Consider the following 25,553-nt stretch of genomic DNA (forward strand, 5'->3'; position numbering starts at 1 on the left):
TGGTGGACCGAACGGTCGGGTGACCCTTCTCGATCCAGACTAGAAACTTACCGCATGGTCGGTTTTGCAGTAGCCTGTCGCTCACGCCGCGCCCCGGCCACCGAGAACCCAGGAGCCCCCATGACCGTGACACCCGATCCGCCCGCACGCCTGGACATTCCTGCACTGCTCGCCGAGCTGACGCTCGAGGAGAAGGCGGCACTGCTGGACGGGTCGGACTTCTGGCACACCGAGCCGATCGCCCGTCTCGGCATCCCGGCTGTCATGGTGACCGACGGCCCCCACGGGCTGCGCAAGCAGGCCGTGGCCGGTGACCACCTCGGGATCGGCACGTCCGTCCCCGCCACGTGCTTCCCGCCCGCGGCCGGGCTCGCCTCGACCTGGGACGTCGACCTCCTCGCCCGCGTCGGCGTGGCCCTGGGCGACGAGTGCCGCGCCGAGCAGGTCGCGGTGCTGCTCGGCCCGGGCGTGAACATGAAGCGTTCACCGCTGTGCGGGCGCAACTTCGAGTACTTCTCCGAGGACCCTCTGCTCGCCGGCGAGCTCGGCGCGGCGCTCGTCCGCGGCATCCAGAGCCGAGGCGTGGGCACCTCGCTCAAGCACTTCGCCGCGAACAACCAGGAGACCGAGCGGATGTCCGTGTCGGCCGAGGTCGACGAGCGGACGCTGCGCGAGATCTACCTGCCCGCCTTCGAGCGGATCGTCACCTCCGCCCGGCCGTGGACCGTGATGTGCTCGTACAACCGGATCAACGGCGTCTACGCCTCCGAGAACCGCTGGCTGCTGACCGACGTGCTACGCGGGGACTGGGGATACGACGGCGTCGTCGTGTCGGACTGGGGCGCCGTGAACGACCGGGCCGCGGCCGTGCACGCCGGGCTCGACCTCGAGATGCCGTCGTCCGGCGGTGGCGGGCAGCGCAAGATCCTCGCCGCAATCGCGGCGGGCACGCTCAGCCTGCCCGACGTCGATCTCGCCGTCACCCGCGTCCTGACCCTGGTCGACCGGGCGCTGCCGGCGCTCGCCCCCGGCCAGACTTTCGACGCCGCCGCGCATCACGCGTTGGCCCGCGAGGCGGCCGCCGCCAGCGCGGTGCTCCTGAAGAACGACGGGGCGATCCTCCCCCTCGATCCCCGGGTCGGCGGCGCGATCGCCGTCGTGGGCGAGTTCGCCCGCACTCCCCGGTACCAGGGGGCCGGCAGCTCGCAGGTGGTGCCCACGCGCCTCGACGATGCGCTCACCGCGGTCCGGCAGTTGGTCGGTGGCGCGCGCGAGGTCACGTTCGCGCCCGGCTACGTCCCCGACGCCGAGCAGGGTGACGCCGCACTCGTGGCGCAGGCGGTCGGGCACGCCCAGGCAGCCCAGGTGGTCGTGCTGTTCCTCGGCCTGCCGGCCGCGGACGAGTCCGAGGGGTACGACCGGACCCACCTGGACCTGCCCGCCGCACAGCTCGAGCTGCTGGACGCCGTCGCGGCCGTCAACGACCAGGTCGTCGTCGTGCTGTCCAACGGATCGGTCGTCGCCCTGCACCCCTGGCAGGACCGCGCACGCGCCGTCCTGGAGGGCTGGCTGCTCGGCCAGGGTGGGGGCCAGGCCGTGGCCGACCTGTTGTTCGGCGCGGTCAACCCGTCGGGCCGGCTCGCCGAGACGGTTCCCGTGCGGCACTGCGACAACCCGACGATCGGGGCCTTCCCGGGCGAGCTCGGCTCGGTCCGGTACGGCGAGGGCCTGCTCATCGGCTACCGCTGGTACGACGCACACCGGCTCGAGGTGAGCTACCCGTTCGGGCACGGGCTGTCGTACACGACCTTCGGGTACACCGACCTGACCACGACCGTGCTCTGTGCGGGGCCCGAGGTCCAGGTCGAGGTCGGCCTGACCGTGACGAACACCGGAAGCCGGGCCGGCCGGGAGACCGTGCAGGTCTACGTCGCGGACCCCGAGTCCTCGGTGTTTCGGCCGGACCAGGAGCTCAAGGGGTTCGCCCCGGTGTCGCTCGAGCCGGGCGCAAGCGCGCGGGTCACGCTGATGCTCGACGCCCGGGCCTTCTCGTTCTGGCACGTGCAGCTGCACCGGTGGGTCGTCGAGGGCGGGTCCTTCGAGATCCGGGTCGGCGCCTCCTCGCGGGACGTCCGGCTCAGCGGCACGGTGGAGCTCACCGGGGATGCGCTGACGCCCCCGCTGTCGCCGCAGTCGCCGGCCTCCGCCTGGCTCGACCACCCGATGACCGGACCCGCGCTGCAGGCCCGGTTCGCCGACGCCAGCAACGTCGCGGCCGGGCTGTTCGACCCGAGCACGGCCGAGATGATGCGCGCCATCCCGCTCGACCGGCTGTCCCGGTTCCCGGGCTTCCCGATCGCTGAGGACGAGCTCGCCGCACTGGCCACCGCCGCCAACGAGGCCACCGCGTCCTGATCGGCACCCCCGGAACGCAGAGGTCCCCGACGACAGACGCTGTCGCCGGGGACCTCTGCGTGACCGCTCAGGAAGCGGCGACGAACAGCTCCGGCGCGAACCAGCCGTACGACACGGACCACGTGCCACCCGTGAGCGCATCGGTCGGCAGCAGGAAGACCAGGTTCCCGGTCGCCTCGCCGTCCTGGTACAGGTCGGTCAGGTCGGACGCCTCGTTCTCGATGGAGGCGAAGGTCGAGTCGTAGGAGATCCCGGCAGCCGAGACGAAGGCGACCGACGTCTCGAGCCACGGGGACTTGGCCTCGACGACCTTGTTGCGGTACGAGACGGGGACGACGACGTAGACCGACCCGGCCGGGGCCACGTCGTTGTACTCGTCCGCGGCCAGCACAGCGGTCGCGTCCCAGTTCGGTGCACCGATGGAGGTCTCCCACTCCACGTCACCGCTCTCGCCGGGGAACTGGAGCCAATCGCCGTACGCCAGGGGGGCGGTCCGGCTGCCGGACTCGCCGTCGGCGGGCGCGGACGGCTCAGCGAAGGACCCATCAGTCGGGAGCGCGTCCACGGCGGCGGCGACCGTGCCGATCGTGCCGACGGCCGCGACGCTGATCAGCGCGAACGCGATGATGCCGATGACGGTCGACGCTCCCGCGACGATGGAGACGATGAGGCCGGCAAGCGACAGCCCCGCACCCTCGCCACCCTCACGCTTGATCTTCTTGGACGCCATGATCGACAGGACGAGCCCGGCCGGCCAGAAGAGGAAGGCCGTGACCAGGCCCCAGATCGCGAGCGGCTCCGTCGGGCGCTTCACCTGCGGCTGCTGACCGTAGGGCGTGGGCGGCTGCTGACCGTAGGGCGTGGGCGGCTGCTGACCGTAGGGCGCGGCCGCGGGCGGCTGCTGGCCGTACTGCGGCGCCTGGCCGTACTGCGCCTGCACGGGCGGCTGCTGACCGAACTGCATCGGCGGCTGCTGGCCGTACTGCGCCTGCTCGGGCGCCTGGCCGTACTGCGCCTGCTCGGGCGCCTGGCCATACTGCGCCTGCTCGGGCGCCTGGCCATACTGCTGGGCCGGGGGCGGCTGTTCGCCGAACGGCGGGGTGGGTGACTGGTCGTCGGACACGCTGATCTCCTGTAGTGATGCAGGGGCGATGGATACCCCTGCTGAACCTGCATTCCCCGCTCCGCAACAACGTCGGCGCGAGTATTCCTCGCCTGGCGTCGCGGGATTGCAGGGGCCCTTCTCGGGCGGTCGTTGGCGGCTCTCCGGGCTCCTCAGCGGTAGCCCAGCTCACCTGCACCACAAACAATAGTGCTGGTCACACCTGAGCGCCCGCACCGTGCACGCGCTGCCGGCGGCATTCTCCCGTCTGCAACACCCGCACAATTCGACCCGTTCGCGCGGGTTTGTCGGACCCATTTGTCGCGTCGGTGAGCGGGACAACCGACCCCCGGCGCACGTTCGTCGGACGTGTCCCGGCGATGATTGCCTCGAATGGCCTAGCCGCAGTCCTGCTATCCGGACGGCGATGGCGATGACGGCGGTCGCCACTCCCTCGCGCGAGTGCGCGCGTGGAAGAATCTGGACGTGCCCCTCACCCTCGAGCCCATGGATCCGTCCCGGCTGCGCCCCTGGTACGACGCGTGCCAGGTGGAGTACCTCGAGGACCTGATCAGGTCCGGCAAGACCCCCGAGCAGGCCCGCGAGAAGGCCGATGAGCCGTTCGAGGAGTGCTTCCCGCACGGCGTCCCGGCACCTGGGCATCTCGTGCTCGACATCGTGCACGACGGCGAGCGGGTCGGCTACGTATGGATCGGCCGGCAGTCGAACGGCGGGCCGGGCGACTGGTGGCTGTGGGACCTGGCGATCGACGAGCCGCATCGCGGACACGGCCTGGGTCGTGCCGCGCTCGTGCTCGCCGAGGTCGAGGCTCAGGCCCACGGCGCGACGACGCTGGGCCTCAACGTGTTCGGGTTCAACACGGCCGCACGCGCGCTGTACGAGTCCCTGGGCTACGGCACGATGGCGCTGCAGATGACGAAGCGCCTCGGCTAGCATGCCCGCGACGACGTCCCGGAACGGCACCAGTGCCCCGCCCGGCGGGTTCGTGCGCTGCGCGCTGCCCCTGATCCTCGCGATCGCCCTCGCGACCACGCTCGGGGCGTGCACGGGAGGTGAACCAGCGGTCACGCCGACCACGACGCGAACGTCGCCGCCGCCCCCGACGCCGAGCGCGGTGCCCGCCGCGGACCCGGCGGCGCTCGCCGAGGCTGCCCGCACCGCTGGGACACCCGTGCGCGCGGGCGACCTGACCCTGCGCGCCGCTGCTCCCCTGACGGCGGTCACCGTCACCGCTCAGGACGACGGGTCAGCGGTGCTCACGTTTGCCGTCGCCCCCGCACCCGACACCGAACCGGGCGACAGCACCGATGCGGATCGCCTCGCGGCCGTGCTCGCCGCGCCACCGGGCCTGGGCTTCGACGTGCGGACCGACCGCTCGGTCGCACTGACCGGGTCCACCGGAACGGTCGTCGGCGCGTTGCCCCCGGCGAGGGTCGTCGACGCCGCCGGGAACCGCCTCTCGGCGCGGTTGGCGGCTCGCGCCGGCGACCCCACCCTGCTCGACGTCCTTGTCGGCGCCGGACCGGCCGGGGCCGCGACTCTCACGTTCGGCGCGACTCCCCTGGTCAGCGCGGTGTGGGGCGACCGCGAAGGGGGACGGTCACTCGCCGTCGTCCCGGCTACCTGGGTCCGCACCGGAGGCGTCGCCGCCCAGGAGGCGTTGTGGTCGGCGCTGGTCGCAGCCGAGCCCGATGCCGACTCGACGTCGATGCACGACCAGCTGACGTGCCACGCGCTGGGTGCCCCGACGAAGGACAACTGGAATCTCGAGCCGTGGCGCCCCGCGGTCGACTCGCTGACGCTGCTCGCTACCCGCTGCAACCCCTGATCGCCGCGGGCGAGGACCCCGTGGGCCTCACCGCACGCTCCACGTCCCCGCAGCGAGCCCGATCAGCCGCGGCAGGATGACCTTTCCCGCGACCCGCAACCCGTCGTGCAGGTACTCGTTGGTCACCCACACCTGCGTGTTGCCGACCGCGCCCGCCGTGGCGAGGGCGAGATCGAGGTCGACGTAGGGGTCGTCGAAGTACTGCAGCGCCGCCACCGGCACCTCGTTCGCAGCGAGCCGCTCGACGTCGTACAGCTGCGGCCACTCCGTGCGCGCGGCAAGCTCCTCGGCGGCGCCCTGGAACGGCCGCAGGGCCCTGATCTGGGAGAACATCCAGGGGTAGGCGGCCTCTCCGGTGAGCAGCAACGGTCGCTCCCCCGCCCCGAAGGCCGAGCGGCGCTCGTGCTCGGCCTGCGCCGCCCACCCAGGTGCCCGGGTCCCTTGGTGGTAGATCGCCTCCTGCAGCACCACGTAGAGCGGGTTGTCGTCGAAGCCGGTCTGCCGCGCGACCGCCGCCCCGAACGCGTCGGAGGGCTCGGCCGCGGCGTCGTCGACATGCTCGGTGTCGAGCAGCCAGTGCAGCGCGTCGATCCCGGTGCTCATCCCGAACGGCATCCCGAGCAGCTGCAGGCGCTCAACCGTGAAGGGGTCCCCGTTGGGCAGCCGGACGCTCGGCCGCGAAGCGGTGCCCGCGGCGAGCCGGTCGGCGATCCGCCCGAGCAGCGCGACGTCGTCGGGGTAGCGGTGGGCGAGCTCCGCATTGCGCGCGGCCTGGCGCGGGTACGTGTGCCGGTAGACGTCCTCGGCATCGGTGGTGATGCTGGGCAGCCCGCCGGTGACGTAGCACGCGGTCAACGCCTCGGGGTGGCGGGACAGGTAGGCGAGGGTGAGGAAGCCGCCGTAGGACTGCCCGAGCGTGGCCCACTTCCGCCCGCCGTACACGGTGTGACGCAGGTGCTCGACGTCGGCCACGATCGCATCCGCCCGGAAGCACGCGAGGTAGGCGGCCGCCGCGGCGGCGTCGTCGAACTCCGCGATCCGACGTCCGTCGATGCGGGACGAGCGACCGGTACCCCGCTGGTCGACCAGCACGACGCGGTGCGTCGCGAGCGCCGTCGTCCACCACCCCGTCGCGAGCGGGCGCGGCCCCTGGCCCCCGGGCCCGCCCTGCAGGAAGAGCAGGAGCGGCAGGTCGTCGTTCGCCCGCGCCGGGTCGACGATCTCCCGGGCGAAGATCTCGATCGGCGGGTAGGCGTCCGGAGCGGACCAGTCCACCGGAACCGTCAGCCGGTGCTCGCGGACCACCACGCCCGGCACCGCGTACTGGGCGGAACGTGCGTCGGACAGGGGCTGGGCAGCGGCGGAGGTCACCCGCCGAGGGTAGGCGCCCGCCGCCGCGGGCGACGTGATCGGTCCGGCGACCCACCGGTCATATAGACGAACTTCGATGTCTTGTGGCATGGTGGACCCCGGCGCCGGAGCCGCGACACCCGCAGGCTCGACCAGGTCGCCGCGCTCCCGGGCCCGGCACCACCACCCACGAACATCTCAGGAGCTCCCCACCCGTGCGCAGCATCATTCGGATCCTCGGTTCGGCCAGAGACCTGTGGCCCTATTACGCGGGCATCATCGCGTGCTCGCTCGCAGTGGCCGCGACCAGCCTGCTGACCCCCTTCATCATCAAGGCGGCGACCGACTACGTCGTCGCGGCCACCCAAGGGCAGGCGGCCACGGGGATCTCCACCGTGGTGTGGCTGGCAGCCGCCCTGCTGCTCGCAGACCTCACGAACACCGTGCTGAGCAACATCGGGGGCTACCTCGGCGACACGATGGCGGCCAAGCTGCGCGCGGCGCTGTCGGGCAAGTACTTCGCCAAGCTCCTCTCGCTCCCCCAGCGCTACTTCGACGGCGAGCTCACCGGCACCGTGATCAACCGGCTCTCGCGGTCGATCACCGAGACCACGAACTTCCTCAACATGTTCGCGAACAACTTCTTCCAGATGGTGCTGACCGTGATCGCGATCCTGGCGATCACCGCGTTCTACTCCTGGCCGATCGCCCTGCTGCTCGCCGTGGTCTACCCGATCTTCATGTGGCTGACGACGATCACGAGCGCCAAGTGGCAGGTTCTCGAGGCCGAGAAGAACCACGAGTTCGATGTGGCGGGTGGCCGGTTCGCCGAGGTCATCGGCCAGATCCGGGTCGTGAAGAGCTTCGTGCAGGAGCGTCGCGAGCTGAGCTCCTTCAACGACCGCTACCACCGGACGGTGCTCACGACCAAGCGCCAGTCGACCTACTGGCACGAGATGGACGCGACCCGGCGGGCCGCGTTGAACGTCATCTTCTTCGCGGTGTTCGCGATCATCTTCGTCCAGACCGTGCGCGGCGACTTCACGATCGGCGTGATGTTCCTCCTGATCCAGCTGGTCAACATGGCGCGTCAGCCGGTGTTCTCGATGAGCTACCTCGTCGACTCCTCCCAGCGCGCGGTCGCGGGCAGCCGCGACTACTTCACGGTCATGGAAGAGCTCGCCGAGGCCGACGTGCTGCCGACGACGACGCGCGCCCCGGACGGCCACCGGGCGCCGGCCGCGATCGAGTTCGACTCCGTGTCGTTCGGCTACCCGGGCGGCCAGGAGGTCCTGCGGGACGTCAGCTTCTCGATCCGCCCGGGTGAGCACGTGGCCTTCGTCGGCGAGAGCGGTGGGGGCAAGACGACGCTCGTCAGCCTGCTGCTGCGCCTGTACACCCCGTCGGTGGGCACCATCCGGGTCGCGGGAACGGACACCACCGCCCTGCCGCTCGAGGAGCTGCGGGCCGACATCGGCGTCGTGTTCCAGGACCCGTCGCTCTTTTCCGGCACGATCCACGAGAACATCGCGTACGCCACCCCGGACGCCTCGGTCGACCAGGTCGTCGCCGCTTCGCGATCCGCGAACGCGCACGACTTCATCGCGAGGTTCACCAAGAAGTACGAGGCGCAGATCGGCGAACGGGGCCTGAAGCTCTCCGGCGGTCAGAAGCAGCGCATCGCCGTGGCCCGCGCGATCCTCAAGGACGCCCCGATCCTCATCCTCGACGAGGCGACCAGCTCGCTCGACTCCAAGTCGGAACGGCTGGTCCAGGAGGGTCTCGACCACCTGATGACCGACCGGACCACGCTGATCATCGCCCACAGGCTCTCGACGATCTCGTCGGTCGACCGCATCATCACGCTCCGGGACGGGCGGGTCGACGAGATCGGCACGCCCGAGGAGCTCGCGACCACGGGTGGGATCTACGCGGAGCTGCTGGCCCTGCAGGCATCGGCGACGAAGAAGGACCGCAAGCGGCTCCAGCTGTTCGACATCCGCGCCTAACCGGCCTCGAGCTGGCGGTCGCGATCGCCCGACCCGGTCCCCAGCGCCCGGCCGAGCAGGCCGGGGACCTGGTCCGCGGGGACCGCCGCCGTGAACAAGAAGCCCTGACCGCTCGCGCACCCGACGTCGCGCAGGAAGGCCAGCTGCTCGATGGTCTCGATCCCCTCGGCGACCATCTCCAGGCCGAGCGCCTGGCCCATCGCGACGATCGCTCGGACGAGATCGGCGGAGCGGTCGCCCGGCGTGAGGTCCCGGATGAACGCCCGGTCGATCTTGAACGCGTCGACGGGGAACCGGTGCAGCGTCTCGAGCGACGAGTACCCGGTGCCGAAATCGTCGATGTGCAGCTCGAGGCCGGTCTCGTGCATGTCGCGCATGAGGCGCAGCGCGACCTCCGGACGACGCATGATCACGCCCTCCGTGATCTCGAGGGTGAGGCGGTCCGGGGTCAGGCCGTGACGCTGCAGGCTCGCCAGGACGTGCGCCAGCAGGTCCTTGTGCCAGAACTCGCGGTTGGCGACGTTGACCGCCACGTTGGCGACCGCCGGGCCCCATGCGGCGAGCTGGCGGCAGACCTCCTCGACGATCCAGCGGCCGAGCGGGATCACCAGCCCGGTCTCCTCCATGAGCGGCAGGAACTCGTCCGGCATCACCAGGCCACGCTCGGGATGGTTCCAGCGCACCAGCGCCTCGAACCGGTCGGCCCGGCCGGTGACCAGGTCGACGATCGGCTGGTAGTAGACCTCGAACTGCTCGTCCTCGAGCGCCCGGTAGACCTGCGTCTGCAGCCGCTGCTGATGGACGGCGTGCGCGTGCATCTCGGCGTCGAAGAACGTCACGGTGCCCCAGCCCAGCGCCTTCGCGTGGTACATCGCCGTGTCGGCATCGCGCAGGATGTCCTCGGCGGAGGCGTACTCGGCCGCGCCGGTCGCGATGCCCATGCTCGCCTGGATCGTGATCTCGTGACCGTCGATCTCGATCAGCTCGGCCAGGTCGGCCTGGATCCGCTGGGCGACCCTCAGCACGGCGTCGGGCCGCGCGTCGTGCAGCAGGATCGCGAACTCGTCGCCCCCGAACCTCGCGCCGGTGTCCACCGCCCGCAGCTCGCGGGTGAGTCGCGTGCCGACCACGCTCAGCAGGCGGTCCCCGATCGGGTGCCCCAGGGAGTCGTTGATCGCCTTGAACCCGTCGAGATCAAGGAACAGGACGGCGAACGGCGTCTTCGACCGGTTCCACAGCTCGACCGCATGCTCGAGGCGCTCGAGAAAGACCCGCCGGTTCGGCAGCCCGGTCAGCGGGTCGTAGAGCGAGGCGCGCCGCAACTGCTCCTCGAGGGATCGGCGATCGTCGACGTCGGCGAGCGAGCCCACGATGCGCTCGACGCGGCCTGCACCCGCCGCCACGCCGACCGCGCACGCCAGCATCCACCGGTTGTCGCCGTTCGCGGTGCGGATGCGAAACTCGGCGTCGACGGTCGCGTCCGGACCCATCGCCCCCGGTCGCATGAGGTGGCGCATGGCGGCGAGGTCGTCCGGGTGGACGATGGCGGCCCACTCGGCGAAGCGGTCCGAGCGCGGGCTCGGCTCCAGCCCGAGCAACGCGCAGCAACGGTCGGACAGGTAGAGCGTGCGGGCGCACACGTCGACCTCCCAGTGGCCCTCCCGGGTCGCCCGCGCCGCGAGCGCGTACCGGTCCTCGCTGCGGCGGACCTCGTTCTGCAGCCGCTGGGAGTCGAGCGAGGCGCACAGCAGCGCGGCCCAATGCTGGTAGGTCTCGCGCGCCGAGGTCGTGTCGATCTCGCCGACCACCGCGAGCAGTCCCCAGTCCCGGTCGACGGTGCGCACCGGGACGACGACGCAGACCCGGCCACCCGCGGGCACGCCCGACGCGATGAGCCGCTCCGGCGGGAAGCACGCGGTCGTGACTGCCGTTCCGACCAGACCTGGCAGCACGCCGACCGGATCGAACGTCCCGACGATCTCGAGCGCGTCGCCTGCTGGTCCGTCCGTCCAGAGCGCAAGCACGCCCGCGCTCACATGCGTGCCCGCCAGCCAGCGCAGGTCGCGCGGGTCGAACCGACCGGCGTCGAGCAGCCCGGCGTCCACCACGAACTGCTCCTTGATCGCCAGCTCCGTGGACTCGGCACGGCGCAGGAACTCCCCGGCCTGCGACTTCCACAGTGCGGCCGCGATCCGTGCGGAGGCCAACGTCGACGGGTCGTCCGACGGTGAGTCCAAAGCCCCCATCCGCTGCACGTAGTCCGTCATCGCATCCGTGACCCGGCGCAGGCTGTCAGGTCGTGAGCTGAGGCGCCGAAGTGCGGCACACAGCCCCGCGATCGCCGCCGAGGTCACCACGACGCCCGGCTGCAGCAGCCGCTCGGCGTCGCGCACGGTGGTGAGAACGGCGTCGCGCGTCGGTCCGTCGAGCATGCCGTCGCCCGTGAGCAGGGCCCCGCAGAGCACGTCCTGGAGCTCGTCGCGCAGGATGCCGGGTGAGGCGTCGAGCAACCAGCTCTCGTCGCTCGCCCCCGCGTCACCGGCTTCCGCGATGCAGCCGCAGGACTCGCGTACGGCCACGACCACCGACGGGGAGGTGAACACCGAGTACGGCACGTCCTCGCCGCGGATCTTCGCGAGCACGAGTCGCCCAGCGAGCGCACCGACCTCGTCGAACCGCTGGTTCACGCTCGAGAGCGCGGGGGTGCTGAACGCCCCGGCCTCGATGTTGTCGAACGCGACGATCGCGACGTCCTGGGGGATCGACAGGCCGGCCTCGACCAGGGTGCGCATGAGCCCGATCGCGTTGCGGTCGGTGGCGACCATCAGTGCGGTCGGCCGGCGCGGGCTCGCGAGCAGCTCCTGGGCAGCGCGCACGCCACCCGCCTCGGCGTTGTCCGACGCGCCGTAGACGAGCGCGGGGTCGATCACGAGGTCGTGCGTGGCAAGCGCCCGCGCGAACGCGGCTCGGCGCTCGCGTACGTCCTGCTGCGCGAGGTTCCCGACGAACCCGATTCGCGTGTGGCCGTGACCGATCAGGTGCTCGACCGCCGCGAACGTGCCGCCGTGGTTGTCCGGCATCGCCACCGGGGCGTCGAAGTCCGCCATCTGGGTGCTGGCCAGGACGACCGGTACCCCGCAGTCGCGCAGCCGACGCAGATAGTCCGCATCCACCGCCGTCGTGATCGAGACGACCCCGTCGACCTGGGACCACGCGACCGGGAGGGCGAAGTCACCGGGTGTGCCCGGCTCGTCCTGGGGTGCGCTGGCCGGCAGGGTCTCGACCACCACGAGGCGCGCCCGTGCGCCCGTGATCTCGCGCGTGAGGCCGGCGAGAAGCTCCCCGAAGTAGTGGCCGCCGACGCTGGGCGTCAGCGCGAGCACCGTCATCGGGGTCGTCATGGATCGTCTCTCCGGGGGCATCCGTGGCGGCGCACTCTGAGCAGACCGCACGGCGCCGCGCCGACGGGGCTCCGTGCTCGACCCATCGACCTCCGCACCCCGGATCTGAGCACCGCCAGCATCTCACTTCGCGCACCGGCCCGCGGCGCACGGGTCGAGCGCATCGGCACGGGGCCGCGCCAGCTCGGTCAGGGGCAGGCGACCCATTCGTCCGTGCCGTCGGTGAATACCTGGCGCTTCCAGACCGGCAGGAGCCGCTTGACCTCGTCGACCAGCAGCGCGGCCGCGGCGAACGCCTCGGCGCGGTGCGCGGCCGACACCGCGACCGCGAGCGCGCAGTCACCGACGGCCAGCTCGCCGAGCCGGTGGGAGACCGCGAGCGCATCGACCTCGGTGCGTGCGGCGACGTCGGCCGCGACCCGCGCGAGGATCTCCCCCGCACTGGGGTGGGCCACGTACTCGATCCGGGCGACCGCGCGGCCGCCGTCGTGGTCGCGGACCGCGCCGGAGAAGGTCACGACGGCGCCGGCGCTGGCCCGTGCCACCTCGTCGGCGTGCGCGGCGGGATCGATCAACGCCGTGGTGACCTGCGCGCGCACAACCGCCCGCGCCGGTGGCGTGATCCGCGACGTGTCACGCGCCGCGTCGGTCAGAGGGTTCTGCATCGGGTCAGCGTAGGGCCCCGTGCCGTCGCCGCCTGCGTCGCTCACCACTCGCCAGCCTCGGTGACCATCACCTGGACCAGCTCACCGGCGGCCACGGTGGTGACGTCCTCGGGCACGACCACGAGCGCATTCGAGCGAGCGAGCGCGCCGACGAGGTGCGAACCGGCACCCCCGACCGGCCGGACCACGCGTCCCTCGCCGGCTGTCTCGAGCCGCGCCCGCACGAACTGCCGACGGCCCGACGGCGATCGCAGCGGCTCGAGCAGCCGCGCCTGCACGGTCGGTCGTGCGATCTCGGCATGCCCGAGCAGGCGGCGCAGCACCGGCCGGACGAACACCTGGAACGAGACGTAGGCGCTGACCGGGTTGCCCGGCAGCGTGATGACCGGGGTGCGGTCCGGCCCGAGCACACCGTGCCCCTGCGGCTTGCCCGGCTGCATCGCCACGCGCTCGAACGTCACCGTCCCGAGACCGCCGAGCGCCGCCTTGACGACGTCGTACGCGCCGACGCTGATCCCCCCGCTGGTCAGCACGAGATCGACCCCGGGCAGGGCGTCGTCCAGCGCACGCAAGAGCGCGTCCGGGTCGTCGTGGACCGCCGCGAGCCGCCGGACGGTGCATCCGGTCTGCAGCACCGCCGCCGCCAGCATCAGGGAGTTGGAGTCGTAGATCTGGGCGGGCCCGAGCGCGGCCCCGGGCGGCACGAGCTCCGAGCCGGTCGAGACGACCAGCACGTGCGGGCGCCGGTGCACGAGCACCGCGCCCGGACCGACCGACGCGATGAGGCCGACCCCGGTCGGGTCCACAGCCGTGCCCCGGCGCAGGACGACGTCCTGCGCGCCGACGTCGCCCGCACGCCGTCGGATGTTCGCTCCGGTCTCAGGCTGGCGGTAGATCCGCACCCGCTCGGTGCCCGCGTCCGTCCACTCCACCGGCACGACCGCATCGGCGCCGACCGGGACCGGTGCCCCCGTCATCACCCGCACGACGGCGCCCGGGGTGGCCGCCGGGGCGACCGTGCCGGCGGCGACGTCACCCACGACCGCCAGCTCGACGGGACTGTCGTCGCTCGCACCGACGAGGTCCTTGCGCTGCACGGCATAGCCGTCCATCGCGGAGTTGTCGAAGACCGGGAGGTCGATCTGGGAGACGACGTCCGCGGCCAGCACGGCGCCGAGCGCGTCGAGGAAGTCCACGGTGACCGGCTCGAGCGCGCCGACGCCGTCCAGCAGGTCACGCAGATGACCGTCAACGCTCTTCACAAGGCAGCTCCCGCCAGTTCCCGGCGCGCGACGCGCCCGTCCGTTGTCTCCCGCGAGGGTATCCGCGTCGTCGGGTCGACCGGCCGCAGCACCGATCGGCCGCCGCACCGATCGGCTCAGTTGAATCGCGCGGAGAACTCCGACGCCGTCATCGGGCGGGCGAAGTAGTAGCCCTGCGCGCGCTCGCACCCGATCTGGACCACCTCGTCTGCCTGGGTCGCCGTCTCGACCCCCTCGGCCGTGACCGTCTTGCCGAGGTCGTGGGCGAGGTGCGTGATCGCGGCCACGAGAGTGCGGGCGTCGGGGGCGCTGCCCAGGTCGGAGATGAAGGACTGATCGATCTTGACGACGTCGACCGGGAAGCGACGCAGATAGCTCAGCGAGCTGAACCCGGTGCCGAAGTCGTCCAGGGCGAGCCGGGTCCCGATCCGCTGGAGCTCGCCGAGCACGCTCAACGCCCGATCGCCGTCGGCCACGAAGATGCCTTCCGTCACCTCGAGCACCAGCGCCGCCGGGTCCATCCCCGTCTGGTAGAGCACGGTCGCGACGATCGCGTCGAAGCCGGGGGCCATCAGCTGTCGGGCCGAGACGTTCACGGACAGGTCGAGCGGGCGCCCCGGCCGCTCGGCGAGCCAGGTCGCCCAGTCACGGCAGCTCTGCTCGAGCACCCACGTGCCGATCTCGACGATCAGCCCGCTCCGCTCCGCGAGAGCGACCGCCGTGGCAGCGTTCACCGGTCCCCGTTCGGGGTGGGTCCAGCGCAGCAGGGCTTCGACGCCTGTCACCGTCCCGTCCGCCGCCCGGACGATCGGCTGGTACGCGACCTCCAGCTCGGCCCGCGCGAGCGCCTCGTGCAGGTCGCGCTCGAGGTTGCGGCGATCGAGCACCTCCTCGGCCAGAGGGAGGTCGATCACCTGGTGCGTCGCTCCGCCCTGACGCTTGGCCTGGTGCATCGCGGTGCCCGCCTGCAGCACGAGATCGTCCGTGACCGCCTCGCCCGGCCCGGAGTAGGCGATGCCGACGCTCGCGGTCACCGTGAGCTCGAGCCCCGACAGCACGAACGGAGTGCTGAACGCGTCGTCGATCTGGCCCACGAGACCCTCGACGTCGGAGGCGTACGCCAGGTCTTCGCACAGGAACACGAACTCGTCGCCGGAGACGCGCGCCATGCTGTCACCGGGCCGCACGAGGGCAGAAAGGCGCGCGGCGACCGCGATCAGCAGGTCGTCGCCGAACCGGTGCCCGTACGTCTCGTTGATCCGCTGGAAGCCGTCGAGGTCGACCACGAGCACCGCGACCGCCGTCTGCGCGCGCTGCCCGCGCGCGGACGCCAGCGCGAGACGCTCCTGCAGGAGCAGCCGGTTGGGGAGACCGGTCAGCGGATCCCGGACGGACTGCTCGCGGAACCAGGTCTCGGCGTGCAGGGCCTCCCGCCGCGACCGCGCGTTGAGCAGATAGGCCGCGGCGACGTCGGCGAGCGTCTGGGCCACGTCCTGGGAGGACTGATCGAGCGAGCCCGGATCGTCGCAGTACAGCGTCAAGGCACCCAGGCGGGCCGCACCGTGGCACATCGGGAACGCGAACGCCGCGGCCGACCCGGCCACCAGCGAGGCCCAGGCTCGGAACCGGTCGTCGTCGTGCAGCTCGGGGACCAGGACGGCCGCGCCCGTGGTGACGGCGGTGCGACCCGGCGCACCGCCTGCCGCGACCTGCTGCCGCTCGGAGGCGAGGGTGCGCTCGTCGGAGGCCGCCACCTGCTGCGCCGTCAGCTCGCGCGAGTACAGCGTCACACCGGCGCCGGCGACCGGCAGCAGACCCGCCGCCCGCTCCGCCAGGCGGTCGACCATCGCCTGGACGGACATCTCCGCGAGCATCGTGCGGGCGAACTCCCCCAGCACCGCCGACAGGCTCTGCTCCTGGACCACGTTCACTCCCGACCCGGTTGATGCGCCCCGTTTGATCCTACGTCGCCGTTTTCGCCCCGTTATCTGCCGGTTGCGCTAGATTCTCGAGATAATTTGCGCACGTCCACGATCACCAAGGAACTCGACCTGGCGAGGAGTCTGCGATGGCGCAAGACGAAGAGGACGCCCCCCTCGGATTCCCCGAGGCGGCCGCCGACAAGGGTCTCAAGAGCGGCGCGCTCGGGCTCGTGTCCAGCATCGTCGTCGGGATGGCCTCCACCGCGCCGGCGTACAGCCTGGCCGCGAGCCTGGGGTTCGTGGTGGCCACGACGAACGGCAACGGCATCGTCGGGGTGAAGGCCCCCGCCGTGATGCTGCTCGCCTTCGTCCCGATGTTCCTCATCGCGATCGCCTACAGCGAGCTCAACAAGGCCGAACCGGACTGCGGCACGACCTTCACATGGGCGTCGCGGGCGTTCGGGCCGTGGGTCGGCTGGCTCGGTGGCTGGGGGATCATCGCCGCGGACGTCATCGTCATGGCGAACCTCGCCCAGATCGCGGGGTCCTACACGTTCAGCCTGTTCGGCGCCGACAGCCTCGCCGCGAGCACGTTGTGGAGCACGGTCGCGGGCATCGTGTGGATCATCATCATGACGTACATCTGCTACCGCGGGATCGAGGTCTCGGCCCGGATCCAGTACGCGTTGCTCGGCATCGAGGTCCTCATCCTCGTCATCTTCTCCGTGATCGCCCTGAGCAAGGTCTACGGCGGCACTGCGCCGGCCGGCTCGATCACGCCGAGCTTCGAATGGATGGTGCCGCGCGGGCTGACGATGAGCGCCGTCGTGACCGCGACCCTCATCGCCGTGTTCATCTACTGGGGCTGGGACACCGCGGTCTCGATCAACGAGGAGACCTCGGACCCGGAGACGACCCCCGGCCGGGCGGCCATCATCTCCACGGTGCTGCTGCTCCTGACGTACGCCATCGTCAGCGTGGCCACCGTGGCCTTCGCCGGGGTCGGCACCGAGGGCATCGGGCTCGGCAACCAGGCCAACTCCGACGACGTGTTCAACGCGCTCGGCCCGACAGTCTTCGGCGGGTCCGGGTTCGGCAAGATCATGGAGTCGTTGCTGGTCATCTCGGTGCTGACGTCCGCGTCGGCGTCGACCCAGACGACCATCCTGCCGACGGCCCGCACCGCCCTGGCGATGGGGGCCTTCCGCGCCCTGCCCGCCAAGTTCGCCCGGATCCACCCGCGGTACCTCACCCCGACGGACGCGACGATCTGGATGGGGGCGGTCTCGATCCTCTTCTACGTCGGCCTCACCCTGGTCAGCGAGAACATCCTCGGCGACTCGATCTCGGCGGTCGGCCTGATGATCGCCTTCTACTACGGCATGACCGGGTTCGCGTGCGTCTGGTTCTACCGCCGGTCGATCGTCAAGGGTGGGCGCGACCTGTGGATGAAGGGTGTGCTGCCGTTGGGCGGCGGGCTGATGCTGCTCGGCGCGTTCGTGGTCGCCTCCTACCAGTACGCCCAGCCGGACTACGGCAACACCACGATCTTCGGGATCGGCGGCGTCTTCGTGGTCGGGATCGGCGCGCTCGCGGTCGGCGCCGTCCTCATGGTCGTGTGCCGCCTGACCGCGCCGGCCTTCTTCCGCGGCGAGACGCTGGAACGACGCGGTGCCCACGACCTGGTCCTCGCCGGCATCACCTACGAGCCCTCGAGCGAGCGCGAGGCCCTGCGGCTGCCTGACTCCGGGCTGCCCGACCTGATCATCGCGCCCGACCTGTCCAACCTGCCCGACGGGGCCACCGCCATCAACACCGAGACCGGCGAACGGTTCCGGCGGCCCGCCGACCCGCGGGAGCGGCCCGACGACCCGCTGTGACTCAGGCGGCTCCGGCCGACACCCGCGCCACGATCGACACGGCCGTGTCCCAGTACTTCGCATAGTGGTTCGGGTCGGCGTTGCGCTGCACCGCGTGGGCGACGGCGGTCGGCGTCATCGCGTCGCGGCCCGGCACCGCGGCCAGCGCGGTGAAGAAGCTCGTAGCGCTGGCCCTCGGGTCCATCCGGTCCGCGAGGCTCCCCCACGCGCCGTTGTCGCGCTGCTGGAACAGTCCCCGGCTGTCCGGCCCGGCCACGTCGCCGTGGTCGACGACCGTCAGCGAGGATTCCCCGAGGGCCGTCATGACGCCGATCGTCTGGTCGCGCACCGACAGCCCCATCGCCTGGCCGGCCCGGATGATCGACGCGGCGTTGGTCAGCTGCTCGGCGCTCACGGTGCCGGTCGCGGCCGAGCTCGTTCCCGCGACCTCGGTGGCCAGGACCGAGGCGAAGCTCGCCGTGCCCGACGTCGTGGCGGACGACGTCGCGACGGCCTCGGTCACGGACGATGCCGCGGCAGCGGACCGCTGCGGCCCGAGGGAAGCAAGGGTGTTCTGGATCGCGGCGATGCGGCCGGTGATTGCGGCGATCGAGTCCACGGGCGTCCTGTCGTGAGGCGGGTTGGGTCCGGCGTACCCATCGACCGCGAGCGCAGGGGTGTGAGCCCGCGGGCAGACGAAGAGGAGCACACGGGTCGACCACACCGGGACAGACCGGGGGAATCTGGGTCGGATTTCCCTTGTGCCGGACCTGCCGCGCTGCAAAGGTCAGACATCGATCCGCCGGGCCGCGGATCGCCCGCGGGGGCGCGGTGCAGCCCCGAGCACAAGGGAGTGCGACATGGACGCAGGACGCTTCTCGGGACTCACCGCGATCGTCACGGGCGCGGGGTCCGGCATCGGTCGGGCGACCGCGGTGCGGCTGGCCGCGGAGGGCGCGCACGTCGTGGCCAGCGACCTCATGCCCGGGCGGGTCGCGGAGACGATCGGGATCATCACGACGGCGGGCGGGTCGGGCGTGGGCGCGGTCGGCGACATCACCGATCAGAGCCACGTCGACGCGCTCGTGGCCGACGCCGGCGCCCGGGTGGACGTCCTGGTGAACTGCGCCGGGATCATGGACGCGTTCCTGCCCGTCGGCGAGCTCGACGACGTCACCTGGGAGCGGGTCCTCGACGTGAACCTCACCGCCCCGATGCGGACCACGCGCGCCGTCCTGCGGCTCATGACGGCGGCGGGCTCCGGGTCGATCGTCAACGTCGCCTCGGCCGCGTCGCTGCGCGCGGGTGCCGCGGGCACCGCGTACACCGCCTCGAAGCACGGCGTCATCGGCCTGACCCGATCGACGGCCGTGCTCTACCGTGCCGCCGGGATCCGGTGCAACGCCGTGCTGCCGGGCGCCGTCGCGACGAACATCGGGGCCACCGCGGCGCCGAAGTCGGACTTTGCGATGTCGGTGCTCGGTCCGCTGATGGCGATCATCCCGCCGGTCGCGCAGCCCGAGGAGCTGGCCGCCGCGATCTGCTGGCTGGCCAGCCCGGACTCCCCGAACGTCACCGGCGCAGTGCTGAGCTCGGATGGTGGTTGGTCCGCCATCTGACGGTGGAGAATCGTCGTCACGGACACGCGACGTCCGGGGACGGCGAGAGGACGACCATGCAGCGAGCGCCCGGCCCGACCACCCGAGCGGTGCCCGCGGCACGATCGGCCGAGTACGACGCCTTCGGGCCGTGGATCGACGAGATCCGCGACCCGGCGGACGTGCCCCGGCTGTACCGAGACCACCCGCTGGACCTGGCGAACCTCCGGCTCGTCCTGAAGGTGCCGCGGAACGTGGCTCGCCGGGATGCGACGCCCGACATGGACCTGTACGACCATCTCCTTGCCGTCGGGCCGGCGAGCATGACCGTGCTGAGCCGGCAGGGGGACGGGTACTCCGAACGCCGCGTCGCGTTCGACGACATCGCGGCCATCTCCGACAGCGTGAACCTGCTCGATGGCCGGCTGGTCGTGCACACCCTCAGCGGCCCGGCGGTCACGGTCGGCTACAACGGCGCTTCCCGGCAGGTCGTCGCCCGCCTCGTGCGAGTGCTGCGCGAGCTGTCCATGGAACCCGTAGCCGCCCGGCCTCCGGGCACCAGGCAGTCGCTCGGCGCCGACGTGCCAGCCCTGGAGCTGCGCGACCTGGGAGATCGCGACGTCGCTCTGGTCACCCTCAGTCGCGAGGTGCTGCGATCGGAACCCGGGCTGCGGGTCCTCGCGGCGCACGGTCGGATCGTCCGTATCCCGCGCGGCGGCGCGGCCACCCGTGCGCTGCACCTCGCCCGCCCGATGACGCTCCAGGGCGCGATCGTGTGCGGCGACGCGGACCTGCGGCTGATCCTGGGACGCCGCCAGTGGCTCGTCCGGGGCAACCGGACGGAGCACTCGCTCTCGCAGCTCACCGTTCCGCTCGCACGGTTCGAGGCCGCAACGGTCCGCGACCACCCCCGCTACCTCGGTGTGCGCGTCGTGACCCTGCGCGCGGGCGAGGCCAGGCTCGACGTCCCGGTGCCGACCGGCTCGGCTGCCGAAGAGGTCCTGCTCGCGTAGGAAGTTGGTCCCTGGTCGGGCGTTTTTGGCAACCTATCGTTAGCCCGAAGACGGATACCGAAAGTGCTGGCCCGGCAATCGGGCAACCGCCTGACACGGGACAGTTCGGGGACAATGATGACGAGTACTCACCCCGAAACTCCCTGCGAGATTTCGAATTGAAAGCGCTCCTCGGAGCGAAGATAGGCGGCCCCCGGGGCGAGAATCTGTGCCTGGAGAGCGAACTACTCTGAAGGGGTCATTGTGGACAAAGTCATGGACCTGGACGCGGCGATGGAGAACGTCCGCGACGGGGCGACCATCATGCTCGGCGGCTTCCTCGGCATCGGGTCGCCCCTGCGCGCGATCGACAAGCTGGTCGAGATCGGCGTCAAGGACCTGACCGTCATCTCGAACGTCAATGCCCACCCGGGCGGTGGATTCGACATGGAGGCGCTGTACCGGCACAAGCAGGTGAAGAAGTTGATCACCTCGCACGCAGGCACGTGCCAGATCGCCATGGAGCAGTTCGCCGCGGGCGAGATCGAGGTCGAGTACTTCCCCATGGGGACGTTCGTCGAGAAGATCCGGGCCGCGGGTGCCGGGCTGGGCGGCGTACTCACCGCCACCGGCGTCGGGACGCTCGTCGAAGAAGGCAAGCAGAAGCTCATGATCCGGGGCAAGGAATACCTGCTCGAATTGCCGCTGCGCGCCGACTTTGCATTCATCAAGGGCTACCGCGGCGACCGCTACGGAAACATTCAGTACCGCGGCGTGTCGCTGAACTCGAACCCCGTCATGGCCACCGCCGCCGACTTCACCGTGGCCGAGGTCAACGAGATCGTCGAGCTCGGTGAGATCCCGCCGGAGTCCGTCGGCACGCCGAGCGTCTACGTGAACGCCGTCGTCCAGGGCAACACGATGGATGAGCACCAGCGGGCCTACACCGATCAATGGGTTCGGTCAGGGCAGCTCAAGTAGTCCACCGCTCGTCAGCGAAGGAGGTATTGCAGACATGGAAGCACGAGAAGTCATCGCTCGACGCGCCGCCAAAGAGCTCCGGAACGGCCAGGTCGTGAACCTGGGCATCGGGATCCCGACCGGGGTCGCCAACTACCTGCCCGACGGGGTCCAGCTCGTCCTGCAGTCCGAGAACGGGTGCCTGATGTTCGGCCCCTCGCCGAGCCTCGGCGAGCAGGACGCGGACATCGCGAACGCCGGCGGTCAGCCGATCACCCTCCTGCCCGGCGCGGCGGTGTTCGACCTCACCACGTCGTTCGGGATCATCCGGGGCGGGTTCGTCGACGCGACCGTCCTCGGCGCGCTGGAGGTTGACCAGGAAGGCAGCATCGCCAACTGGGCCCGACCCCTGGCACCCGGTCGCTACACGCCCGGAATGGGCGGCGCGATGGACCTGCTCGCCGGTGCCCGCCGGGTGATCGTGACCTTGCAGCACTCCAGCAAGTCCGGCTCGAAGATCCTCAAGAAGTGCACCCTGCCGATCACAGGCCGCGGCGTGGTCGACGTGATCGTCACCGAGAAGGCCGTGTTCGAGGTGACGCCGGAGGGTCTGGTCCTGACCGAGGTCCTGGAGGGCCTGACCGTCGACGACATCCGCGCGATCACCGAGGCCGACTTCACGGTCTCCGACACGCTGTGCGCCTATCAGGTCTGATTCCTCCGACGAGCGGCGGCCTGCTGGGAGTCCAGCCAGGTCGCCGCTTCGGTAGCGGGGGCCCGAAGGCCGTCAGGCGCCTTCAACCCCCCAGCCCGCCGGGAGCAGCGGAACCGCCTGAACGCGACTGACGACGTCGGCGGGCTGTCCGGTTCGGGCCGCCTCCTGCGTCGCGAGCATCGCCTCGAGCACGTGGTACGCCAGCGCCCCCGATGCTCGCTCGGGCACCCCGGCGCGGACCGCGCGGACCAGGTCGACCACCCCGGCCCCTCGCCCCGATCCGCCGGGTGCGATCGGCGCGAGGACCTGAGAGGTCCCGTCGGGCGCGAAGACCTCGCTGTCGCCGCCGAACTGGTTGGGGTCCGGCAGCCGCAGCGCGCCGGCAGTCCCGGTGACCTCGAGCGCGACCCGCATGATCGGGGTGTCGAAGCTCAGGATCACGTCGGCGACCCCGCCGTCGACGAACTCGTACAGCGCCGTGACGTGGGTCGGCACGTCGACCCCGAAGCTCTGGCCCGCTCGCGGTCCGGTCTGCACGACCCGGGTGGCGGTGCCCTGGATCGCCGTCGCGCTGACGCGGCGGACGGAACCGAACACCTGCACCAGCGCCGTGAGGTAGTACGGGCCCATGTCGAGCAACGGTCCGCCGCCGTGCGTGAACAAGAACTCCGGGTTCGGGTGCCACAGGTTCGGGCCGCCGTACTGGAAGTTCGCGAACGCCGACCGGGGGGTCCCGATCTGCCCGGACCGGACGATCTGCAGCGCGGACTGCAGCCCGGTGCCGAGGAACGTGTCGGGGGCGCACCCGAGTCGGACGCCCCGGGCCTGGGCCAGGTCGAGGAGCTCGCGACCGTCGGCCCCCGTCAGCGCGAGCGGCTTCTCGCTCCACACGTGCTTGCCCGCCTCGAGAGCCCGCGCGGTGAGCTCGCGGTGCACCTGCGGCACGGTGAGGTTGACCACGACGTCGATCGCGTCGTCGCGCAGCATCTCGTCGTAGGAACCCGACCCGGCGACGCCGAACTCGTCCGCCTTGGACCGGGCGCGCGCCGCGTCCCGGGAGGCGACGTACCGCACCTCGACGTCGGGGGCGGCGGTGAGCATGGCGAGGTACTGGCCGGAGATGTCGCCTGCCCCGACGATGCCGATCCCGGCCCTGGTCGGTGTCACGAGGCGGACCGCACCTCGGCCCACAGCTGCTCGTAGCACAGGGCCGCGCGGCTGAACGGCGCGAACGCGGGTACGGGTGCTCGGCGCTCGGCCATCTGCTCGATAATCGACAACGCCGGGATCACGGTCTCGGCGACGTCGGCGCCGTCCCGGTCGAAGGTCTCGATCACGTCGCGGTGCAGCCGCTTGCGCCGGTCGGCCATCGAGAAGAACGCGACCAGCTCGGGGCGCGGCTTGACCGAGTCCGCGACGAAGGTCTTGAGCTGCTCGAACGTGCGCAGCGACAGCGTCGCGGGGATCAGCGGCACCAGCAGGGTGTCGGCGGCGTGCAGCACGTTCTCGCTCATCAGCGAGATGCTCGGCGGGCAGTCGAGGAAGACGACGTCGTAGTCGTCCGTGAAGCCGTCCAGCAGCTGACCGAGCCGGCGGGTCCGCTTCTTCGCGTCGTCGAGGTCGAGGTCCATGTTCCGGTAGCTGAAGTCCGCGGGCAGCAGGTCGAGGTTGTCGAAGTCGGTCGCCTTGATGGCCGCCTCGATCGGTCGCTTGCCGGAGACCAGTCCGTGCCCGCCCCCCTTGACCCGAGGCCGCACGCGGAACAGGAAGGTCGCCGCGGCCTGCGGGTCGAGGTCCCACAGCAGCGTCCGCTGCCCCTCGCGCGCGGCGAGGTACGCCAGGTTCACCGCCGTGGACGTCTTGCCGACCCCACCCTTGATGTTGTACGTCGCGAAGATCTTCACGTTCCTCCTCCGAGTCGATGCAGCCGGGCAGCGGTCGTGCCGGACGTCTGCACGAAGTCGGTGAATGCGCGGTCGAACTCGCGGCGGGCCCGCGCCTGCTCGGCGTCCAGGTGTGTGATCAGCTCACCGAGCGCGAGCAGCGCCGCGGCTGGAACGCCCTCGAGCATCATCTCGTCGGCGAACTCGCGCAGGGCGCGATGCTGGACCTCGGCATCCTGGAACCGACCGAGGACGTCCTGCAGCCCCTTGAGGTCGGCTATCGCCTTGCGGCCGGTCCTGGGTTCGGCGACCGGTTCGAACACCTCGAGCGCGTACCGCAGCGCCTTGCACCGCCCCCGGAGCCGGTGCAGGTCATCCGCGGGCGAGGCGGCCGAGATCGACGTGCCGTCGCGCACGACCCGGCGGTGCGCCCGGTCGAGCTGGCGCCCCGCGAGGACCCCGGCCGAGATGACGTCGTTCCCCGCTTCGCCACCATCCTCTCCGGCGGCACCGCCGGGCCGACCGTCGACCGATTCCGCAGCAAGCTCCGCCAACGCCATGTCCCAGCCGGTCTGGAGCCGCCGGAAGCGCGCCGACCGGAGTCCGCGCACCATCGTCGCGCGGGCGGCCGAGCGGCGCCGCGCAAGGTGCAGGGCGAACGGCCGGAGATCTGCAGGGTCGGCCGCGACCAGCCAGCCCGCCATCGTCGGCAGCCCCAGCACGTACACGTCCAGGTCACGGACCGGGGTGGTGAGGGCGCCGACCCACGCGAACTCCGGCTCCCAGTCGCTGCGCCACCGCGCCGGCACGACCGACCGACCGAGGCGGAGCGTGGTGCGGGTTCGTCGCAACGCAACCCGGAACTCATGCAGGAACTCGGTGTCGACATCGGCCAGGACCCCCGGCAGGTTGGCCCGCATCGCGGCCTCGAACGCGATCAACGCGTCGGTCAGGACCACCACCGCCGGCCGGTCCGGACCCGCCTGGACCGGCTGCACGTCGGCGACCTGGTCAGGCGCGGCGGGCTCGACCGGTCGCAGCCCGCCGCGCAGGAGCAGCCGTGCGACCCGGCGGGCGTCGTCGTCGTATCCCCGCAGCGCCTGGATCGTGAGCACGACCGGGCGGCCGTCGTCCCCGATGGGCTCGTCGACGTCGACCCGAGCGACGGTCTTGCCCTCGCCGTCCTGCAGGTCCCAGCGCTGCCACGAGCGCAGGTCGTCGGCGACGACCGTGAGCGCCCTGATCCCGAGGACCGGTACCACCTCGTCCGCGAGCGGTCCGGCGGGCAGCGCCTCCGCGAGCGCGGGCCACCGCAGGTCACCGACCACGGCCACGGCCTGCGACCCGTCCGCCCGGCCCAGCACGAGCCGTCGCGACCGGGGGGCCGTCTGATCGTCCAGGGTCAGCCCGGCGGCACCCATCCGCCGATCGGCCGTGTCGAGGCGACGGCAGCGGACCCGTCGGACCGGGCCCCGGGCGATCGTGTAGCGACCGGCGAGCTCGTCGGCGACCGCGCCGAGGTCGAGCCGACCCGCATCGGCTCCCTGAAAGACTCGGGTCGGGCTCGTCAT

At 71.5% G+C, this 25,553-nt stretch carries 19 protein-coding genes; 9 read left to right on the forward strand and 10 right to left on the reverse strand.

All coding sequences use genetic code 11. The annotated features are described in order from the left end of the window. The first annotated feature begins 120 nt into the window (after positions 1-120). Positions 121-2,415 (forward strand): glycoside hydrolase family 3 C-terminal domain-containing protein, encoded by a 2,295-nt coding sequence (locus VTA80_RS01515; RefSeq protein WP_407343661.1) that lies wholly within the window; start codon positions 121-123, stop codon positions 2,413-2,415. Between the two features lie 67 nt (positions 2,416-2,482). Here the strand turns inward: VTA80_RS01515 and VTA80_RS01520 are convergent, their stop codons facing one another. Then, the gene (locus VTA80_RS01520; RefSeq protein ID WP_407343662.1) at positions 2,483-3,538 is read right to left on the reverse strand and encodes a hypothetical protein; all 1,056 of its coding nucleotides are present in this window, start codon (positions 3,536-3,538) and stop codon (positions 2,483-2,485) included. A gap of 465 nt (positions 3,539-4,003) precedes the next feature. Here VTA80_RS01520 and VTA80_RS01525 point away from each other — a divergent pair, with 465 nt between their 5' ends. Together VTA80_RS01525 and VTA80_RS01530 are read left to right on the forward strand one after the other, a co-directional pair. After that, positions 4,004-4,471, forward strand: coding sequence for a GNAT family N-acetyltransferase (locus tag VTA80_RS01525; RefSeq protein WP_407343663.1), 468 nt, complete (start codon positions 4,004-4,006; stop codon positions 4,469-4,471). A gap of 1 nt (position 4,472) precedes the next feature. Next, positions 4,473-5,366, forward strand: coding sequence for a DUF2599 domain-containing protein (locus tag VTA80_RS01530; protein WP_407343664.1), 894 nt, complete (start codon positions 4,473-4,475; stop codon positions 5,364-5,366). 27 nt (positions 5,367-5,393) lie between these two features. On the opposite strand, the gene VTA80_RS01535 is transcribed toward VTA80_RS01530, so the two are convergent. After that, positions 5,394-6,737: an alpha/beta fold hydrolase gene (locus tag VTA80_RS01535; protein WP_407343665.1), complete on the reverse strand. Its 1,344-nt coding sequence runs from the start codon at positions 6,735-6,737 to the stop codon at positions 5,394-5,396. 194 nt (positions 6,738-6,931) lie between these two features. Between VTA80_RS01535 and VTA80_RS01540 the strand changes: the two genes are divergently transcribed. Further along, positions 6,932-8,725 carry an ABC transporter ATP-binding protein gene (locus VTA80_RS01540; RefSeq protein WP_407343666.1) on the forward strand — a complete coding sequence of 598 codons (1,794 nt, stop codon included), beginning with the start codon at positions 6,932-6,934 and terminating at the stop codon, positions 8,723-8,725. Here VTA80_RS01540 and VTA80_RS01545 read toward each other — a convergent pair. The 4 genes from VTA80_RS01545 to VTA80_RS01560 form a co-directional block, all read right to left on the reverse strand. Continuing rightward, on the reverse strand, positions 8,722-12,126 hold the full coding sequence (locus VTA80_RS01545; RefSeq protein ID WP_407343667.1) for an EAL domain-containing protein: 3,405 nt from the start codon (positions 12,124-12,126) through the stop codon (positions 8,722-8,724). The two genes, VTA80_RS01540 and VTA80_RS01545, sit on opposite strands and share 4 nt — an antisense overlap. 188 nt (positions 12,127-12,314) lie before the next feature. Beyond that, entirely contained in the window at positions 12,315-12,791 is a 477-nt protein-coding gene (locus tag VTA80_RS01550) for a molybdenum cofactor biosynthesis protein MoaE (protein WP_407343668.1), read from the reverse strand. A 41-nt stretch (positions 12,792-12,832) separates the two neighbouring features. Then, positions 12,833-14,053, reverse strand: a complete 1,221-nt coding sequence (gene glp, locus VTA80_RS01555) for a gephyrin-like molybdotransferase Glp (RefSeq protein WP_407343669.1) — start codon at positions 14,051-14,053, stop codon at positions 12,833-12,835. Between the two features lie 116 nt (positions 14,054-14,169). After that, entirely contained in the window at positions 14,170-15,978 is a 1,809-nt protein-coding gene (locus VTA80_RS01560; RefSeq protein WP_407343670.1) for a putative bifunctional diguanylate cyclase/phosphodiesterase, read from the reverse strand. Between the two features lie 143 nt (positions 15,979-16,121). On the opposite strand from VTA80_RS01560, the gene VTA80_RS01565 reads away from it, so the two are divergent. Continuing rightward, positions 16,122-17,855, forward strand: a complete 1,734-nt coding sequence (locus VTA80_RS01565) for an APC family permease (RefSeq protein ID WP_407343671.1) — start codon at positions 16,122-16,124, stop codon at positions 17,853-17,855. Between the two features lies 1 nt (position 17,856). On the opposite strand, the gene VTA80_RS01570 is transcribed toward VTA80_RS01565, so the two are convergent. Then, the gene (locus tag VTA80_RS01570; RefSeq protein WP_407343672.1) at positions 17,857-18,453 is read right to left on the reverse strand and encodes a hypothetical protein; all 597 of its coding nucleotides are present in this window, start codon (positions 18,451-18,453) and stop codon (positions 17,857-17,859) included. 241 nt (positions 18,454-18,694) lie between these two features. Here VTA80_RS01570 and VTA80_RS01575 point away from each other — a divergent pair, with 241 nt between their 5' ends. From VTA80_RS01575 to VTA80_RS01590, 4 genes are all read left to right on the forward strand, one after another. Further along, positions 18,695-19,453 carry an SDR family NAD(P)-dependent oxidoreductase gene (locus VTA80_RS01575; RefSeq protein WP_407343673.1) on the forward strand — a complete coding sequence of 253 codons (759 nt, stop codon included), beginning with the start codon at positions 18,695-18,697 and terminating at the stop codon, positions 19,451-19,453. 56 nt (positions 19,454-19,509) lie between these two features. Continuing rightward, positions 19,510-20,445 (forward strand): hypothetical protein, encoded by a 936-nt coding sequence (locus VTA80_RS01580; RefSeq protein ID WP_407343674.1) that lies wholly within the window; start codon positions 19,510-19,512, stop codon positions 20,443-20,445. Positions 20,446-20,700: 255 nt separating this feature from the next. After that, positions 20,701-21,405: a CoA transferase subunit A gene (locus VTA80_RS01585; RefSeq protein ID WP_407343675.1), complete on the forward strand. Its 705-nt coding sequence runs from the start codon at positions 20,701-20,703 to the stop codon at positions 21,403-21,405. 34 nt (positions 21,406-21,439) lie between these two features. Continuing rightward, positions 21,440-22,099 carry a 3-oxoacid CoA-transferase subunit B gene (locus VTA80_RS01590; protein ID WP_407343676.1) on the forward strand — a complete coding sequence of 220 codons (660 nt, stop codon included), beginning with the start codon at positions 21,440-21,442 and terminating at the stop codon, positions 22,097-22,099. Between the two features lie 72 nt (positions 22,100-22,171). On the opposite strand, the gene VTA80_RS01595 is transcribed toward VTA80_RS01590, so the two are convergent. From VTA80_RS01595 to VTA80_RS01605, 3 genes are read right to left on the reverse strand one after another with little or no spacing between them, the layout of a single operon-like run. Then, complete coding sequence (locus tag VTA80_RS01595) at positions 22,172-23,266, reverse strand: Gfo/Idh/MocA family protein (protein ID WP_407343677.1); 1,095 nt, start codon at positions 23,264-23,266, stop codon at positions 22,172-22,174. Next, a complete protein-coding gene (locus tag VTA80_RS01600; protein ID WP_407343678.1) occupies positions 23,263-24,003 on the reverse strand; it encodes a ParA family protein in 741 nt (246 codons plus the stop codon). Before VTA80_RS01600 ends, VTA80_RS01595 begins: the two co-directional genes overlap by 4 nt. Beyond that, on the reverse strand, positions 24,000-25,553 hold the full coding sequence (locus VTA80_RS01605; protein ID WP_407343679.1) for a CHAD domain-containing protein: 1,554 nt from the start codon (positions 25,551-25,553) through the stop codon (positions 24,000-24,002). The genes VTA80_RS01600 and VTA80_RS01605 overlap by 4 nt, the downstream gene beginning before the upstream one ends.

Source organism: Pengzhenrongella phosphoraccumulans (assembly GCF_045689905.1).
Classification (GTDB): domain Bacteria; phylum Actinomycetota; class Actinomycetes; order Actinomycetales; family Cellulomonadaceae; genus Pengzhenrongella; species Pengzhenrongella phosphoraccumulans.